Raw genomic sequence first — 14,746 nt, forward strand, 5'->3', positions numbered from 1 at the left:
TCTCCTGTCGACGGATTCCAGTTCAGAACGAGGACATCCCCGGGGGCAAGGTCATTCTCTATCTGGATTTTAATGCACAGCGAACATAAATTAGCGCTTCTCTGCGGAACGCGGAGTTATTGATTTTTTTGCCATTTTCTACGTTTGGTAAGCGACTGACGTCTCAGGGGAACCTTCAGGGGCTCAGCCGTGGAAGAGTCGCCACAGTTGGCATGTCGATCAATATCTGCCCGGCAAGCCGCCATTCGCCGCCTCCTGAATCAGAAGCGCCGGCCTCCCGGCCGGCGCTCCCTCCATCTCAATGATGCGAATTCCGCATCAGCCGGATCATCTTCAGATTGATCACCCCGAAGCGGAACATCTGCCAGGGCAGGAACTTGCGCATGAAGCAGGTGAGCCGGGTCGGCTTCGGCGGATAGTAGGCCTGCTGGTAGGGCTCTTTGTTGGTGACGGTCATGTTGCGTTTCTCCCGGTGTCTCGATCTTTTCGTCGTGTTTCGTGTCGATCAATCCGGCAGCAGCGACCAGCCGGGACGCATCTTGGCCTGATAGATGAAGGTGTAGTGGAGCATCGCCTTCATCCAGTGGCCGGCGAGACCGATCTCGCCGAAGGTCAGCGACAGGTCACGACCGTAGACCGGGTACTTCTCGTAGTCCGGCACGACGGGGAAGACGGTCATCGTCGCCGCCGAGCCGGTGAACATGTTGCGCCCCGTGGAGGCGACGCAGGCCGCGCCCATCTTGGCCATCGAGGCGTGATGGGTCGGGGCGGCAGCGCCGTCGAGCATGTCGAGGATCGACGAGGTCACCGCGATCGCCATGGCGGCCGAGGGCATGCCGGTGCGCGGCGGGGCCGGACTGATCGCCGTGCCGTTGGGGCTCGACATCGGCTTGGAGATCGGATGCGGCGGCGCGAAGGCGATGCCGACGGCGAAGAGGTTCGGATAGACCGGGTTCTGATAGGTCGACGGCCAGTCCTTGGCCGACCATTCGGCGAAGGGGCGCGGCGTGTAGTCGCCGTCGACCTTCATGAAGCCGGAGGGCGCGAAGATCTTGGCGGTGATGTCCTCGCCGGCCTTGTCGAAGGCCTTCAGGCCGACGCCGGCGAAGGGCGGGATCAGCATGGCGAAGTCGAAGCCGACTTCGCCCTTGGAGCCGTCGAGCAGCTCGTAGTGGATCTTGCCGGCCTCGACCTTGTTGACCGCGGCGCGGGTGATCCATTCGATGCCGCGCTCGACCATCAGGCTCTCGGCGAAGACCTTGCCGTTGGTGATGTAGCCGCCGCGCTCGATGTGGACGCCGCCCATGCCGAAGTCGCCGAGCTCGTATTCGTTGGAGATCCAGATCAGCCGCGCCTTGTCGCGGACGCCGGCGTCGCGCAGCACGTGCTCGACGTTGTAGATGTATTCGAAGGCCGCGCCCTGGCAGGTGCAGTTGCCGTGGCCGGTGCCGATGACGATGGTCTTCTCCTCGCCGCGACGCATCGCATCGATGGTCGCCTGGAGTTTGTGATTGGCCTCCTGCGCATGGGAAGCGGTGCAGACCGACACGGTGTGACCGTGGTCGGGGCCGAGGCCTTCGGTGGCGCCGAAGTTCAGCTTCGGCCCGGTCGAATTGATCAGGTAGTCGTAGGGGATCCGGGCGGTCTGGCCGGCCTTGTCGGCGCTGGTGTATTCGACCAGCACATGCGGCGAGGGATCCTCGGGGCTGCCTTCGGGGTGGATCGACAGGGCCTTGGCCTGATGGAAGGGCACACCGATCCGCTTGTAGAGCGGGGCGAGCTCGAAGGTCACCTGATCCTCGTTCATCTGGCCGACACCGACCCAGATGTTCGAGGGAACCCAGTTCCACTTGGCGTTGGGCGAGACGACCACGACCTCGTAGGGCGTCTTCGTCTTGCGGCGACCGCGCACCAGATAGCGCGCCGCCGTGTGGCCGGAAATCCCGGCGCCGAGAATGACGATCTGTTTCTTCGAACCTTGCGTTGCCATCTGGCCCCCTCCCCAGGGTCACCGATTCCCACCCGCGGGATCGGATCTTTCTCGACCTGGCGGTAACCTTATGTCGTCGCACCCGAATATGAAAACATTTCATTCGTCGAATGAATCGAAAACCGGGCAGGCGAGACACGCGGCACGCGTCGGATGGCCGGCGCCGCTCGACCGCCGGGCCGATCGCCCCCCTGTAACGAAACGTCTCCGCCCTACGTATCGGGAGGGCAAGGAGGTTTTCCATGTATCGCAAGGATCCCGACAGAGTCGCGGCACTGACCCGCGAGCAGTATCGCGTCACCCAGGAGAACGGCACCGAGTATCCCGGCACCGGCGAGCATCTGAGGAATTTCGCCCCCGGGCTCTATGTCGACATCGTCTCGGGCGAACCGTTGTTCGTCTCGACCGACAAGTTCGAGTCCCATTGCGGCTGGCCGAGCTTCTCGAAACCGGTCGAGCCGGCCAACGTCGCCGAACTGCGGGACGCGACCCACGGTATGATCCGCACCGAAGTGCGCTCGGCCCACGGCGACAGCCACCTCGGCCACGTCTTCCCCGACGGGCCGCGGGAGCGCGGGGGCCTGCGCTACTGCATCAATTCGGCGGCCCTGCGGTTCGTGCCGAAGGCGGAGATGGAACGGGAAGGCTATGGTGCCTATCTCGATCAGGTGGAGGGATGAGATGAGCGAACGTGCACTGCTCGCCGGCGGTTGCTTCTGGGGCATGCAGCAGCTGATCCGCCGCATCCCCGGGGTGATCTCGACCCGCGTCGGCTACTCGGGCGGCGACGTCGCCCACGCCACCTATCGCAACCACGGCGACCACGCCGAGGCGGTGGAGATCGTCTTCGATCCCGAGGTGGTGTCGTTCCGCGATCTTCTGGAATTCTTCTTCCAGATCCACGACCCGACCACGGTCGACCGACAGGGCAACGACCGGGGCCGCAGTTATCGCTCGGCGATCTTCTTCGTCGACGACGAACAGAAGCGGGTGGCGCTCGACACCATCGCCGACGTCGACGCCTCGGGCCTGTGGCCGGGCAAGGTGGTCACCGAGGTGAAGCCGGCCGGCGACTTCTGGGAGGCCGAGCCCGAGCACCAGGACTACCTGGAGCGCATCCCCTGGGGCTACACCTGCCACTTCGTGCGGCCGAACTGGAAACTGCCGAAGCGGTCGGATGCGGCGTGAGCGATCCCGCGGCGGCGCCTCGGCGCCGTCGGGTCGATCCGGGTGGCGCCATGGCATCGCCGAGGCGTTCGCTCGGGGCGGCGCCGCCATCGGTCGGGGCACGGTGAGTGCCGCGGGCGTCCCTTCTCCCCTTGCGGGAGAAGGTGCCCGAAGGGCGGATGAGGGGTCCGGGCCTCTCGTCGACCCGCAGGGTCCGCCGATCGGTCCGATCGCTGCTTCGCGGCGCCCCCTCATCCGCCCCTTCGGGGCACCTTCCCCCGCGAAGGGGGGAAGGAAGAGGGGCACTTCGACGGGCCGTAGATCCCCGAACGGACTTCGAGCGATCGCCCCGGCGGCGCGCCCCCTCCCCATTTCCGTCGCCCTGCGTTATCCCGATCCCGTGCCGTCCCGGCGCGGAGAATCGCCTCGCATGCCCCCTCGCCCGCCCGCTCCTCCCCGCGCCTGGCAGCGGATGCTCTCCGGCCGCCGGCTCGATCTGCTCGATCCGTCGCCGCTCGACGTCGAGATCGAGGACATCGCCCACGGCCTCGCCCGTGTCGCTCGCTGGAACGGCCAGACGATCGGCGACCACGCCTTCTCCGTCGCGCAGCACTGTGTGCTGGTCGAGGAACTGGCGCTTCGGCTGGAGCCGATCCTGGCGCCGAAGTGGCGGATGGCGGTGCTGCTGCACGACGCACCGGAATATGTCATCGGCGACATGATCTCGCCGTTCAAGGCGGTGATCGGCGGCGGCTACAAGACGGTCGAGCACGCGCTCGAGACCGCCATCCACATCCGCTTCGGCCTGCCGGCGGCGCTTCCCGCGATGATCCGCACGTTGACCAAGCGTGCCGATCACGTCTCGGCCTATTTCGAGGCGATCGAACTCGCCGGATTCGAGAAGCCCGAGGCGGAGAAGATCTTCGGCCGGCCGAAGGGGTTTCCCGATCGGCTCGGGCTCGAGCCCTGGCCGATCGCCAAGGCACAGGCGCGGTTCCTCGAGCGTTTCCACGATCTCGATGCGCAGATGCGCGCCGCCGTTTGAGGCGTTCTCGAAAGCGGCTCGCCATGTTTCCGGCCGGATGACGTGGCAGGGACACTCCGAAACGGGGCTTTTCGCGCGGGTCGTTCCAACGACGGCGAAAATGCTTCAGATTTGATCGACACCTTCGCCGGATCCGCTCATGTCCACCTTGCACGTCTGTTCCCTGTCGCGCCTCCACGACACGGTGGTGCGGGTCGGCGCCTCGCATGTCGCGACCCTGATCAACGCCGGCACGCCGGTCGAGCGGCCGCCGTCGATCCGGCCGGAGAATCACCTGTTCCTCGGTTTCAACGACATCGTCGAGCCGATGGAGGGGATGCTGCCGGTCTCGTCGGCGCAGATCGCCCGTTTCCTCGACTTCGTCACGACCTGGGATCGGGCGCAGCCGATGGTGGTGCACTGCTGGGCCGGCATCTCGCGCTCGACCGCCGGCGGCTACGTCGCGGCCTGCGCCCTGTTGCCACAAGTCGACGAGGCGGCGATCGCCCGGGAGTTGCGGGCGCGGGCGCCGTCGGCCACGCCGAACGGCCGGGTGGTGGCGATGGCCGATGCGTTGCTCGGTCGCGACGGGCGGATGGTGGCGGCCATCAGGTCGATCGGCCGCGGCGCCGACGCCTACGAGGGCAAGCCCTTCACCCTGCCGCTCGAGGCGGAGGCATGGTCGTGAGGCGGACACGATGACCGGCGGTGCGGCACGCCTGGAGATCGGCCTCAACGCGGCGATCGTCGCGGTGCGCGGCGACGTGCCGTTGATCCTCACCGTCGTCGGCGACGGCGAAGCGCAGGAGGCGCTGCCCTTCGGCCCGTTCGATCCGGTGCGCCACCGCACCCTGGAGATCGGCCTCAGGTCGTGGGTGGAGGCGCAGACGGCGCTCAGGCTCGGGTATGTCGAACAGCTCTACACCTTCGGCGATCGCGGCCGCTACGCGCGCGCCGGCGACGTCGGCCCCCATGTCGTGTCGGTCGGCTATCTGGCGTTGACGCGTATCGCCGGACGCGGCGAGGGCGCGGAAGAGGCGATGCCGGCCTCGCAGGAACTGGCGCGGGCCGGCGCCGCCTTCCGGCCGTGGTACGACCATTTCCCCTGGGAGGATTGGCGGCACGGTCGGCCGGCGGTGGTCGACGAGGCGATCCTGCCGGCGCTGCGCGCCTGGGTCGCCGAAGCGCCGGAGGACGCCGATCCGGCGCGGGCGCTCGGACGCGCCGAGCGGCTGCGTCTCGCCTTCGGTGCCGACGGCGCCCCTTTCGACGAGGAGAAGGTGTTGGAGCGCTACGAGCTTCTGTACGAGGCGCGACTGGTGGAGGAGGCGCAGCGCGATCGCGCCGCGGCGGGGCACCCGCCGCTCGGCCCGCCGATCGCCGGGCTCGGCCGGCCGATGCGCTTCGACCACCGCCGCATCCTCGCCACCGCGATCTCGCGGCTTCGCGCCAAGCTGAAGTACCGGCCGGTGGTGTTCGAGCTGATGCCGGAGAGCTTCACGCTCACCGAGCTGCAGCGCACCGTCGAGGCGATCTCCGGCCGCCATCTGCACAAGCAGAACTTCCGCCGGCTGGTCGAGACGGCAGCGCTGGTCGAGGCGACCGGCGAGACGTCGCTCACCACCGGCGGACGGCCGGCGTGTCTCTACCGCTTCCGCCGAGAGGTACTCGGCGAGCGCCCCGCGCCGGGCCTCAGGCTCGGTGCGCGGGGGTGAGGCCGGCCGCACCGCGGCTCGCTCCACACGGGACGGGCGGCTCAGCCCTTCTTCGCCGGGCCGAGGCTCGCCGGGGCCGGGATGTCCTCCGGCACGAAGAAATCGGGGGCGAGCGGCTTGGTCGGATCGACGCGATAGCGATCGAAGTCGGTGAAGCCTTCCGTCGCGAGGAAGGTGTCGTCGATCAGGAAGTTGCCGGTGAAGGCGCGCGCCGGCTTGGTGAAGATCGCGTGCGCCGCGTCGGCCATGATCTCGGGCGTGCGGCTCATCGCCATCAGGCTGGCGCCGACGACGAATTCGATCGCCGAGGTGGCGATGGCGGTGCGCGGCCACAGCGCGTTGACGGCGATGCCGCGATCGCGGAACTCGCCGGCGAGGCCGAGCACGCACATGCTCATGCCGTATTTGGCGATCGAATAGGCGGTGTGGGGCGCGAACCAGTGCTCCTTCATGTCGAGCGGCGGCGACAGCATCAGCACGTGCGGATTGTCGCTCTTAGCGAGCAGCGGCGCGGCGTGCTTGGTGACCATGTAGGTGCCGCGGGTGTTGACCCCCATCATCAGGTCGAAGTGCTTCATCTCGGTCGCCGAACTGTCGGTCAGGCGGATCGCCGAGGCGTTGTTGACGACGATGTCGAGGCGGCCGAAGGTCGCCATGGTGGCCTCGAGGGCGCGGACCACCGACTCCTCTTCGCGAACGTCGACCACCAGAGGCAGTGCCTCGCCGCCGGCGGCGCGAACCGCTTCCGCCGCCGTGTGGATGGTGCCGGGCAGCTTGGGATGCGGCGTGTCGGTCTTGGCGGCGATCACCACGCGCGCGCCGTCGCGGGCGGCGCGCAGAGCGATGGCGAGGCCGATGCCGCGGGTGGCGCCGGTGATGAACAGAGTGCGTCCCTGGAGCGTGGTCATTCGGCTTCCGTTCAGGTCGGGTGTGATATCGATATCGGTCATCAGGTTAACGTATACGTCCACCACACGCCAGTGCCGAGGGCTCGGGTGGCGTGGAGCGAGGGAGTTCCGTGAAGATGGTTCGAAAGCTGGTCGTCACCTTCGTGGTGGCGGTCTTCGCCGCCACCACGCTGGCCCAGGCGCAGGTCCGACCGCGGCCGCCACAGCGGCCGCCGTGGAAGGACGTGTGCTGCGGCGGCCCGTGTTGCCCCAAGCCGCGCGTGCCGAGCCGTTGAGGGCGAAAGCGTGACGAGCGAACGAGACGCACCGAACTCGGTGAAGGACAGAGCCGGCCGCGCCATCGAAGGGTGGCGCGGCCGGCGTTCGTGGGTCGTGACGAGCGTGATCGCGGCCTTCGCCCTCGGTGGTTGGGCCTGGGGGGCGTGGGAGCACTTCGTCGCCGCGCCGCGCACCCAGAACATCGTCCGCATCACCTACACGCTGGATCTGATCGACCGCTTCGACGACACCGAGGCGCACAGGGCCTATGTCCAACTCGCCTCCGACATGAAGCCGTGGTGGGACCGGATCGAAGACCTGCAACGACGCCTCCAGGCGACGACCGCCGACGACGCCCGCGAGGCGCTGATCGCCGAACGCGACGCTTCGCTCATCGCCTTCATCAAGGAGCAGAACCTCGGGCCGAAGATCGACCTGCTGACCGGCGCCTTCGACGAATTCGTCCGCTGTCTCGACACCGCGGTGTGCGATCTCGACGTGCTCGACAAGGCGATCGGCATCGACGTCAAGCGGATCTACCGCACCTACCGGCCCTACATCCTGATGAAGCGGGCCGGCGGTGGCGCCGACGCCACCTACGGCAAGGAGCTCGAAGAGCTGTTCTTCCGCTTCCTGGGGTGAGCCGGCCGGCCTCGCCTCACTTCTTCTTGCCCATGAAGGCGGCGAAGGCGGCGGCGGCTTCCGGCGAGGCGAGGCGGCGGGCGAACTCCTTGGCCTCCTCGGCGATGCGGGTCAGCACCTCTTCGCGGCTGGTGACGTGGCCGGTGCGCAGCAGGCGGCGGGCGACGGCGAGCGCCTGACGCGGCTTGGCGGCGAGCGCTTCGGCCGCCGCCATCGCCGTCGGCTCGACCTCGTCGGGCGACACCACCCGGTTGACCATGCCGATCGTCGCGGCGCGGGGCGCGTCGAAGCCGTTGCCGAGACAGAGCAGTTCGAAGGCGAGCGGATGGCCCATGAGGCGGGGGGCGAGCAGGCTCGAGCCGCCCTCGGGGACGAGGCCGAGATCGAGGAAGGGTGTGCGGAACAGCGAGCGGTCGGAGGCGTAGACGAGATCGGCGTGGAGGAGCGCCGTCGTGCCGATGCCGATCGCCAGACCGTCGACGCCGCAGACCAGCGGCTTCTCCAGACTCGCCAGCGCCACGAGGAAGTCGATCACCTGCAGCCCGAGCTTGCCGGTCGCGGCGGCGGCGGCGAATTCGGCGACATCGTTGCCGGCGGAGAAGGCGCCGGGCACGCCGAGGAGCACGTGGACGGCGACCGCGTCGTCGGCCTCGCCCGCCGTCAGCGCCGCGGTCATCGCCTCGTACATGGTCGAGGTGAGCGCGTTCTTCTTGTCCGGCCGATCGATGCGGACGATCGATACGGCGCCGGAGCGGGTGACGGTGATGTGCTCGGAAGTGGTCATGGTCGTCTCGGCTCCCGGTCTCTTGTCGCCTGCCCTATACGTCAGGTTTCGATCGTATCGATCAATTGTCCGCATCTCGATGCGGCTGCGCGCACTCTAGGCACAGGCTCGCCGCCGCCGCAATAGCGGTGCGCCGCCCGAGCCTCGCGTTTCCGCCGGCGCGCCCCTTGTTTCGCGCCGCGAAAGGCGTCAAGGAAAGCCGCGAACGCGGGCGGCCGAGGGCGGCGCGACACGAGGCGTGAACGATGGCGGTACGCGGAACGGCGAGCGAGGCGGAACGGCAGGCGGCGATCGCGGCGGCGGTCGCGGCGCTCGCGGCCGGTCGTCTCGTCGGGCTGCCGACCGAGACGGTCTACGGGCTCGGCGCCGACGCCACCGACGGGCGCGCCGTCGCCGCGATCTACGCCGCCAAGGGGCGGCCGAGTTTCAACCCGTTGATCGCCCACGTGCCGGACCTCGCGAGCGCCGAGCGCCACGGCATCTTCGACGACCGGGCGCGCGCCCTCGCCCGCGCCTTCTGGCCGGGGCCGCTGACGCTGGTGGTGCCGAAGCGGCCCGACAGTCCGATCGCCGATCTCGCCTCGGCCGGTCTCGACAGCATCGGCCTCCGGGTGCCGGCGGAGGCGACGACGCGCGAGATCCTCGCCCGTTTCGGCCGGCCGGTCGCCGCGCCCTCCGCCAATCGTTCCGGCCGGGTCAGTCCGACGCGGGCCGCGGACGTGGTCGAGGAGTTGGGCGAGGCGGTCGCCGAGGTGATCGACGCCGGACCGACGCCGGTCGGGGTCGAGTCCACCATCGTCGCGCTCCTCGACGGGCCGGCGCGGCTGTTGCGCCCCGGCGGGGTGCCGCGCGAGACGATCGAGGCGGTGATCGGCGAGCCGCTCGCCGACGAGCCGCCGCCCACCGACGACGCCGTACCGATCGCGCCGGGCATGCTCTCCTCGCATTATGCGCCGAACGCCCGCGTCCGCCTCGACGCCGGCGAGGTCGCGGCCGGAGAGGCGCTGATCACCTTCGGGCCGACGCGGCCGAAGGGGGCCGAGCGCGCCACGGCGATCTTCGACCTGTCGCCGAGCGGCGATCTCGCCGAGGCGGCGGCCAACCTCTTCCGGGCGCTGCGGGAGCTCGACTCCGGCGGCGCGAGGAGCATCGCGGTGACGCCGATCCCGGCGGAGGGGCTCGGCGAGGCGATCGTCGATCGGCTGAGGCGGGCGGCGGCGCCACGGCCCTGACACCGGCCGCGCTTCCACACACTGCCACGACGACAGAACCGCGGTCGACCACGAGCGACGAAGGTATGACCGTAGCGACCCGGTCCGTCACGATCCGGGGGTGACGAGCGGGCGACGATCCGTCATCGTAGCGCCGGTGGTCCGGTCGGGCCGCGAAGAAGTGATTTCGCCTTCGTCGCGCCCCGTGTCACGAGATCCACGAGAAGCCGAGAGACGAAGGCCGAGTGCGGCCGAGCGACCCGAAACGCCGAATGGCGGTGACGCGAAGAGCGCCGGGTCGCGGGGAGGAAATACGCGAATGTCGACATTGCTGATCCATCATCCCGCCTGCCTCGGGCATGCGACCCCTCTCGGACATCCCGAACGGGCCGATCGGATCCGCGTCGTCGATCGCATCCTCGAACACGAGCGTTTCCAGGCGCTGGAGCGCGAGGCGGCGGCCCGCGGCACCCGCGAGATGGTCGAACTCGGCCATCCCGGCAGCTATTTCGACGAGATCTCCGCCTGCGTGCCGGCCGAGGGGCTGACGCGCCTCGACGACGACACGACCATGTCGCCGGGCTCGCTCGAGGCGGCGCTCCGGGCGGTCGGCGGCGCTTGTCAGGCGGTCGACGAGGTGTTCGAGAAGAAGGTCAAGAACGCCTTCTGCATCGTCCGTCCGCCCGGCCACCATGCCGAGTCGAAGCGCGCCATGGGCTTCTGCCTGTTCAACAACGCGGCGATCGCGGCGAAGTGGGCGCGGGCGAAGCACGGCGCCGAGCGTGTCGTGGTGATGGACTTCGACGTCCACCACGGCAACGGCACCCAGGACATCTTCTGGAACGATCCGAACCTGATGTACGCCTCGACCCACCAGATGCCGTTCTATCCCGGCACCGGCGAAGTGGGCGAGACCGGCATCGCCGACAACATCGTCAACGCGCCCTTGTGGGCGGGCGCCGGCGGCGCCGACTTCCGCGAAGCGATGGACATCGCGGTGCTGCCGCGCATCGACGAATTCCGCCCCGACATGATCATCATCTCGGCCGGCTTCGACGCCCACACCCGCGATCCGATGAGCCAGATCAATCTGGTCGAGGCGGACTTCGCCTGGGCGACGTCGCGGCTGATGGACATCGCCGATCGGCGCTGCAACAGCCGGATCGTCTCGGTGATGGAGGGTGGCTACGACCTCGAAGGCCTCGCCCGCTCCGTCGCCGCACACGTGATGACGCTGATGAAGAGCTGACCGGCGCTTCTCGCGCTTGTCGGCGGGCGGGGACATCGCCATCTTCGCGCGATGTCCGCCGCCGTCCCCCGCGACTCCCTTCTCGTGCCCGTACTCGCTCTCGGCCAGATCGTCGGCTGGGGGACGACCTATTACATGCCGTCGGTGCTGGCGCCGGACCTCGGGCGAGATCTCGGGCTCGACACCACCGGCGTCTATCTCGGCGTCACCACCATGGTCGCCTTCGGCGGTCTCGCCTCGCCGCTCGCCGGGCGGCTGCTCGACCGTTTCGGGGCGAGCCGTTTCATGGTGGCGGCGCCGATCACCATCGGCCTCGGCCATGCGCTGGTCGCCGCCTTCCCCTCGGCCATCACCTGGTATGCGGCGTGGCTGTTGTTCGGCATCGCCATGCCGTTCGGGCTGACCCTGGCGGTCAACACTTTCGTCACCCGCTTCACCGGCGTCGGCGCACGGCGGCGGATCGGGCTCGTCGCCCTGCTGGTCGGCTTCTCCCCGAGCCTGTTCTGGCCGCTGACCGCGCTGCTCGAGGCGCACCTCGGCTGGCGCGGCACGCTCGCCTGCTATGCGGCGGTCGAACTCGCCCTGCTCCTGCCGCTGCAGCTGTGGATCGCCGCGCACTGGTCGGACGTCGAGCCGAATTTCGGCTTCTCGCGCGGTCCGACGCCGCGGGTGCCGGAGCCGCCGCCGGTGACCCTGTCGCCGCGCACCCGGACGATCGCCATCGTGGCGATGGTCGTCGCCTTCACCTCACAGGGCTTCGCCTCGTGGGGATTGCCGCTGCACGTCATCCGCCTCTTCGGCGAACTCGGCCTCGACGACGCCACCGCGGTGACCGTGGCGGCGGCGAGCGGCGCGGCGACGATCGCGGCGCGCGCGATCGAAGTGACCCTCGGCCAGCGCCTGCATCCGCTCACCACCACCGGCCTGTCGATCGCCGTGCTGTCGCCGATGCTGGCGCTGCTCGGCTCGCCGCTCGATCCTCTGATCGCCGCCTGGATCTTCATCGTGGTATGGAGCGGCGCCAACGGCATCCTGTCGGTGCTGCGCAACACGCTGCCGCTCACCCTCTTCGGGGCGGAGGCCTACGGCGCGCTGATGGGACGGATGAGCCTGCCGCAGAACCTCGTCTTCGCCGCCTCGCCGGCGGTCTTCGCGCTGGCGATGGAACGCGGCGGGCCGACGTTGGCGCTGTGGCTCGCCATCGGCGCATCGCTGACGGCGCTGGTCGCGGCCGTGGTGCTGCAACGCATCGCCCATCCGCGCCGTCTCGCCGTCGCCCATTGACAGCGTCCGTCCCGCGGTGCCTCCTCGGGGGCGCCCGGAACCATGAGAGAGAGCCCGTGACCGAGATCTCCGCCGACATCGCCGCCCTGCCCTTCGAGAAGGCGCTCGCCGAACTCGAGGCGATCGTGCAGAAGCTCGAGCGCGGCGACGTGGCCCTCGACGAATCGATCGCCGCCTACGAACGCGGCGAAGCGCTCAAGGCGCACTGCCAGAAGTTGCTGTCGGCGGCGGAAACACGCGTCGAGAAGATCCGCCTCTCCGCAGAAGGACGGCCGCAGGGCGTCGAGCCGCTCGACCTCGAGCGCGGCTGAGGAGAGACGTTCCGCTTCCGGCAGCGGTCGTCGATCACGAAGACGTAAGATGTGCAAAGACCGATCGATCGGCGCAACACGCTGAAGAAAAACGACGAACATCCCGGAACCGCTGCCGTCCGCGCCGCGGCGGAAGGCCCCGAAACGGGTCGAACGGTCAAACGGTCATTTGCAGCGGGACGCTGCGTCATATATTCGAAAAGATGGCGTGTTCGTTCCGTGATCGCGCCGGGCCGGGAGACCGTGGTCGACCGACCTCACCCGCGAGAGTGTTCCAGTTGTCCATCGAGACTCCCCTTCTCGACACGGTGAAGACCCCGGAGGACCTCCGGAAGCTTCCCGATTCGGCGCTCCGCCAGCTCGCCGACGAGCTGCGCGCCGAGACCATCGACGCGGTGTCGGTGACCGGCGGTCATCTCGGCGCCGGCCTCGGGGTGGTGGAGCTGACGGTGGCGCTGCACCGCGTGTTCGAGACGCCGCGCGACATCCTGATCTGGGACGTCGGCCACCAGAGCTACCCGCACAAGATCCTCACCGGACGGCGCGACCGGATCCGTACGCTGCGGCAACCCGGCGGCCTCTCGGGCTTCACCAAGCGCGACGAGAGCGTCTACGACCCGTTCGGCACCGCCCATTCCTCGACCTCGATCTCGGCGGCGCTCGGCTTCGCCACGGCGCGCGATCTCGACGGCGGGACGAACAACGTCGTCGCGGTGATCGGCGACGGCTCGATGTCGGCGGGCATGGCCTACGAGGCGATGAACAACGCGGGCGCCAAGGGCTCGCGGCTGATCGTCGTGCTCAACGACAACGACATGTCGATCGCCCCGCCGACCGGGGCGATGAGCGCCTATCTGGCGCGGCTCGTGTCGTCGCGCACCTTCATGCAGCTGCGCGACATCGGCAAACAGATCTCCCGGCGTCTGCCGAAGTTCATGGAGATCGGCGCCAAGCGGGCGGAGGAATACGCCCGCGGCATGGCGATGGGCGGAACGCTGTTCGAGGAACTCGGCTTCTACTACGTCGGGCCGATCGACGGGCACAATCTCGACCACCTCCTGCCCGTCCTGCGCAACGTGCGCGACGCCAAGGAAGGGCCGATCCTCGTCCACGTCGTCACCCAGAAGGGCAAGGGCTACGCCCCGGCCGAGGCGGCGCCCGACAAGTATCACGGCGTCAACCGCTTCGACGTCATCACCGGCAAGCAGGCCAAGCCCAAGGGCAACGCGCCGTCCTACACCCGCGTCTTCGCCGACACGCTGACGACGGAAGCCGCCCACGACGCCAAGATCGTCGGCATCACCGCGGCGATGCCGTCGGGCACCGGTCTGGACATCTTCGGCAAGGCCTTCCCGAAGCGGGTGTTCGACGTCGGCATCGCCGAACAGCATGCGGTGACCTTCGCCGCGGGTCTCGCGGCGGGCGGCTACAAGCCGTTCTGCGCCATCTATTCGACCTTCCTGCAGCGCGGCTTCGATCAGGTGGCCCACGACGTGGCGCTGCAACGGCTGCCGGTGCGCTTCCCCATCGATCGCGCCGGCTTCGTCGGTGCCGACGGGGCGACCCATGCCGGCGCCTACGATCTCGCCTATCTCGGCTGCCTGCCGAACTTCGTCGTCATGGCGCCGTCGGACGAGGCGGAACTCGTCCACATGGTGGCGACGTCGGTGGCGATCGACGATCGTCCCTCGGCCTTCCGTTTCCCGCGTGGCGAGGGCGTCGGCTGCGATCTGCCGATGCGCGGCACGCCGCTCGAGATCGGCAAGGGCCGGATCGTCCGCGAAGGCACGAAGATCGCCATCCTGTCGCTGGGGACGCGGCTCGCCGCCTCTGTCGAGGCGGCCGAGACGCTGGAGGCGCACGGGCTGTCGACCACGGTCGCCGACGCGCGCTTCATGAAGCCGCTCGACCGCGATCTGCTGCGGCGGCTGGCGCGTGAACACGAGGTGCTGATCACGGTCGAGGAAGGCGCCATCGGCGGCTTCGGCAGCCATGTGCTGCATGCGCTCGCCGAAGACGGGCTGCTCGACGGCGGGCTGAAGCTGCGCACCCTGATGATGCCCGACCTGTTCCTCGACCACGGCGACCAGGAGGCCACCATGGCGGCGATCGGGCTCGACGCCTCCGGCATCGTGCGCCGCGCCTTCGAGGCGCTGGGTCGCTCGGAACTGTCGGCCGAGCCGGCCTGGCGGGCGTGATACCG

The 14,746-nt window shown here is 68.9% G+C and carries 16 protein-coding genes; 12 read left to right on the plus strand and 4 right to left on the minus strand.

The annotated features are described in order from the left end of the window. Positions 1-298: 298 nt before the first annotated feature. Positions 299-457, minus strand: coding sequence for a hypothetical protein (locus V7Q42_RS01645; RefSeq protein WP_333821953.1), 159 nt, complete (start codon positions 455-457; stop codon positions 299-301). A gap of 48 nt (positions 458-505) precedes the next feature. Next, positions 506-1,990, minus strand: a complete 1,485-nt coding sequence (locus tag V7Q42_RS01650) for an NAD(P)/FAD-dependent oxidoreductase (protein WP_333821954.1) — start codon at positions 1,988-1,990, stop codon at positions 506-508. Positions 1,991-2,232: 242 nt separating this feature from the next. Here V7Q42_RS01650 and msrB point away from each other — a divergent pair, with 242 nt between their 5' ends. The 5 genes from msrB (at position 2,233) to V7Q42_RS01675 (ending at position 5,896) form a co-directional block, all read left to right on the plus strand. Continuing rightward, positions 2,233-2,670 (plus strand): peptide-methionine (R)-S-oxide reductase MsrB, encoded by a 438-nt coding sequence (gene msrB / locus V7Q42_RS01655; RefSeq protein ID WP_333821956.1) that lies wholly within the window; start codon positions 2,233-2,235, stop codon positions 2,668-2,670. 1 nt (position 2,671) lies between these two features. Continuing rightward, positions 2,672-3,178, plus strand: a complete 507-nt coding sequence (gene msrA, locus V7Q42_RS01660) for a peptide-methionine (S)-S-oxide reductase MsrA (protein ID WP_333821957.1) — start codon at positions 2,672-2,674, stop codon at positions 3,176-3,178. A gap of 409 nt (positions 3,179-3,587) precedes the next feature. Then, positions 3,588-4,202 carry an HD family hydrolase gene (locus V7Q42_RS01665; RefSeq protein WP_333821959.1) on the plus strand — a complete coding sequence of 205 codons (615 nt, stop codon included), beginning with the start codon at positions 3,588-3,590 and terminating at the stop codon, positions 4,200-4,202. Between the two features lie 139 nt (positions 4,203-4,341). Beyond that, the gene (locus V7Q42_RS01670; RefSeq protein WP_333821961.1) at positions 4,342-4,869 is read left to right on the plus strand and encodes a tyrosine phosphatase family protein; all 528 of its coding nucleotides are present in this window, start codon (positions 4,342-4,344) and stop codon (positions 4,867-4,869) included. Between the two features lie 10 nt (positions 4,870-4,879). Further along, positions 4,880-5,896: an NUDIX hydrolase gene (locus V7Q42_RS01675; protein WP_333821963.1), complete on the plus strand. Its 1,017-nt coding sequence runs from the start codon at positions 4,880-4,882 to the stop codon at positions 5,894-5,896. A gap of 41 nt (positions 5,897-5,937) precedes the next feature. On the opposite strand, the gene V7Q42_RS01680 is transcribed toward V7Q42_RS01675, so the two are convergent. Further along, entirely contained in the window at positions 5,938-6,804 is an 867-nt protein-coding gene (locus tag V7Q42_RS01680) for an SDR family oxidoreductase (RefSeq protein WP_333821964.1), read from the minus strand. Positions 6,805-6,914: 110 nt separating this feature from the next. Between V7Q42_RS01680 and V7Q42_RS01685 the strand changes: the two genes are divergently transcribed. Together V7Q42_RS01685 and V7Q42_RS01690 are read left to right on the plus strand one after the other, a co-directional pair. Next, on the plus strand, positions 6,915-7,079 hold the full coding sequence (locus V7Q42_RS01685) for a hypothetical protein (protein ID WP_333821966.1): 165 nt from the start codon (positions 6,915-6,917) through the stop codon (positions 7,077-7,079). Positions 7,080-7,089: 10 nt separating this feature from the next. Further along, the gene (locus tag V7Q42_RS01690; RefSeq protein ID WP_333821968.1) at positions 7,090-7,704 is read left to right on the plus strand and encodes a hypothetical protein; all 615 of its coding nucleotides are present in this window, start codon (positions 7,090-7,092) and stop codon (positions 7,702-7,704) included. 16 nt (positions 7,705-7,720) lie between these two features. Here the strand turns inward: V7Q42_RS01690 and V7Q42_RS01695 are convergent, their stop codons facing one another. After that, on the minus strand, positions 7,721-8,488 hold the full coding sequence (locus V7Q42_RS01695) for a crotonase/enoyl-CoA hydratase family protein (RefSeq protein WP_333821969.1): 768 nt from the start codon (positions 8,486-8,488) through the stop codon (positions 7,721-7,723). A gap of 245 nt (positions 8,489-8,733) precedes the next feature. Between V7Q42_RS01695 and V7Q42_RS01700 the strand changes: the two genes are divergently transcribed. The 5 genes from V7Q42_RS01700 to dxs all read left to right on the plus strand — a co-directional run bounded on the left by V7Q42_RS01700 (position 8,734) and on the right by dxs (position 14,741). Continuing rightward, positions 8,734-9,720 (plus strand): L-threonylcarbamoyladenylate synthase, encoded by a 987-nt coding sequence (locus V7Q42_RS01700; RefSeq protein ID WP_333821970.1) that lies wholly within the window; start codon positions 8,734-8,736, stop codon positions 9,718-9,720. Positions 9,721-10,018: 298 nt separating this feature from the next. Beyond that, positions 10,019-10,948: a histone deacetylase family protein gene (locus V7Q42_RS01705; RefSeq protein ID WP_333821971.1), complete on the plus strand. Its 930-nt coding sequence runs from the start codon at positions 10,019-10,021 to the stop codon at positions 10,946-10,948. 84 nt (positions 10,949-11,032) lie between these two features. Continuing rightward, positions 11,033-12,232 carry an MFS transporter gene (locus V7Q42_RS01710; RefSeq protein WP_333821972.1) on the plus strand — a complete coding sequence of 400 codons (1,200 nt, stop codon included), beginning with the start codon at positions 11,033-11,035 and terminating at the stop codon, positions 12,230-12,232. 56 nt (positions 12,233-12,288) lie between these two features. Beyond that, the gene (locus tag V7Q42_RS01715; protein ID WP_333821974.1) at positions 12,289-12,543 is read left to right on the plus strand and encodes an exodeoxyribonuclease VII small subunit; all 255 of its coding nucleotides are present in this window, start codon (positions 12,289-12,291) and stop codon (positions 12,541-12,543) included. 278 nt (positions 12,544-12,821) lie between these two features. Continuing rightward, complete coding sequence (gene dxs / locus V7Q42_RS01720; protein WP_333821976.1) at positions 12,822-14,741, plus strand: 1-deoxy-D-xylulose-5-phosphate synthase; 1,920 nt, start codon at positions 12,822-12,824, stop codon at positions 14,739-14,741. Positions 14,742-14,746 lie beyond the last annotated feature (5 nt).

Source organism: Pinisolibacter sp. (genome assembly GCF_036782435.1).
Classification (GTDB): domain Bacteria; phylum Pseudomonadota; class Alphaproteobacteria; order Rhizobiales; family Ancalomicrobiaceae; genus CALBKH01.

What these genes read in the sequence shown, in the direction of transcription:
- V7Q42_RS01645 (WP_333821953.1), bottom strand. Translation starts at nt 457, where the DNA reads ATGACCGTCACCAACAAAGAGCCCTACCAGCAGGCCTACTATCCGCCG.
- V7Q42_RS01650 (WP_333821954.1), bottom strand. Translation starts at nt 1,990, where the DNA reads ATGGCAACGCAAGGTTCGAAGAAACAGATCGTCATTCTCGGCGCCGGG.
- msrB (WP_333821956.1), top strand. Translation starts at nt 2,233, where the DNA reads ATGTATCGCAAGGATCCCGACAGAGTCGCGGCACTGACCCGCGAGCAG.
- msrA (WP_333821957.1), top strand. Translation starts at nt 2,672, where the DNA reads ATGAGCGAACGTGCACTGCTCGCCGGCGGTTGCTTCTGGGGCATGCAG.
- V7Q42_RS01665 (WP_333821959.1), top strand. Translation starts at nt 3,588, where the DNA reads ATGCCCCCTCGCCCGCCCGCTCCTCCCCGCGCCTGGCAGCGGATGCTC.
- V7Q42_RS01670 (WP_333821961.1), top strand. Translation starts at nt 4,342, where the DNA reads ATGTCCACCTTGCACGTCTGTTCCCTGTCGCGCCTCCACGACACGGTG.
- V7Q42_RS01675 (WP_333821963.1), top strand. Translation starts at nt 4,880, where the DNA reads ATGACCGGCGGTGCGGCACGCCTGGAGATCGGCCTCAACGCGGCGATC.
- V7Q42_RS01680 (WP_333821964.1), bottom strand. Translation starts at nt 6,804, where the DNA reads ATGACCACGCTCCAGGGACGCACTCTGTTCATCACCGGCGCCACCCGC.
- V7Q42_RS01695 (WP_333821969.1), bottom strand. Translation starts at nt 8,488, where the DNA reads ATGACCACTTCCGAGCACATCACCGTCACCCGCTCCGGCGCCGTATCG.
- V7Q42_RS01700 (WP_333821970.1), top strand. Translation starts at nt 8,734, where the DNA reads ATGGCGGTACGCGGAACGGCGAGCGAGGCGGAACGGCAGGCGGCGATC.
- V7Q42_RS01705 (WP_333821971.1), top strand. Translation starts at nt 10,019, where the DNA reads ATGTCGACATTGCTGATCCATCATCCCGCCTGCCTCGGGCATGCGACC.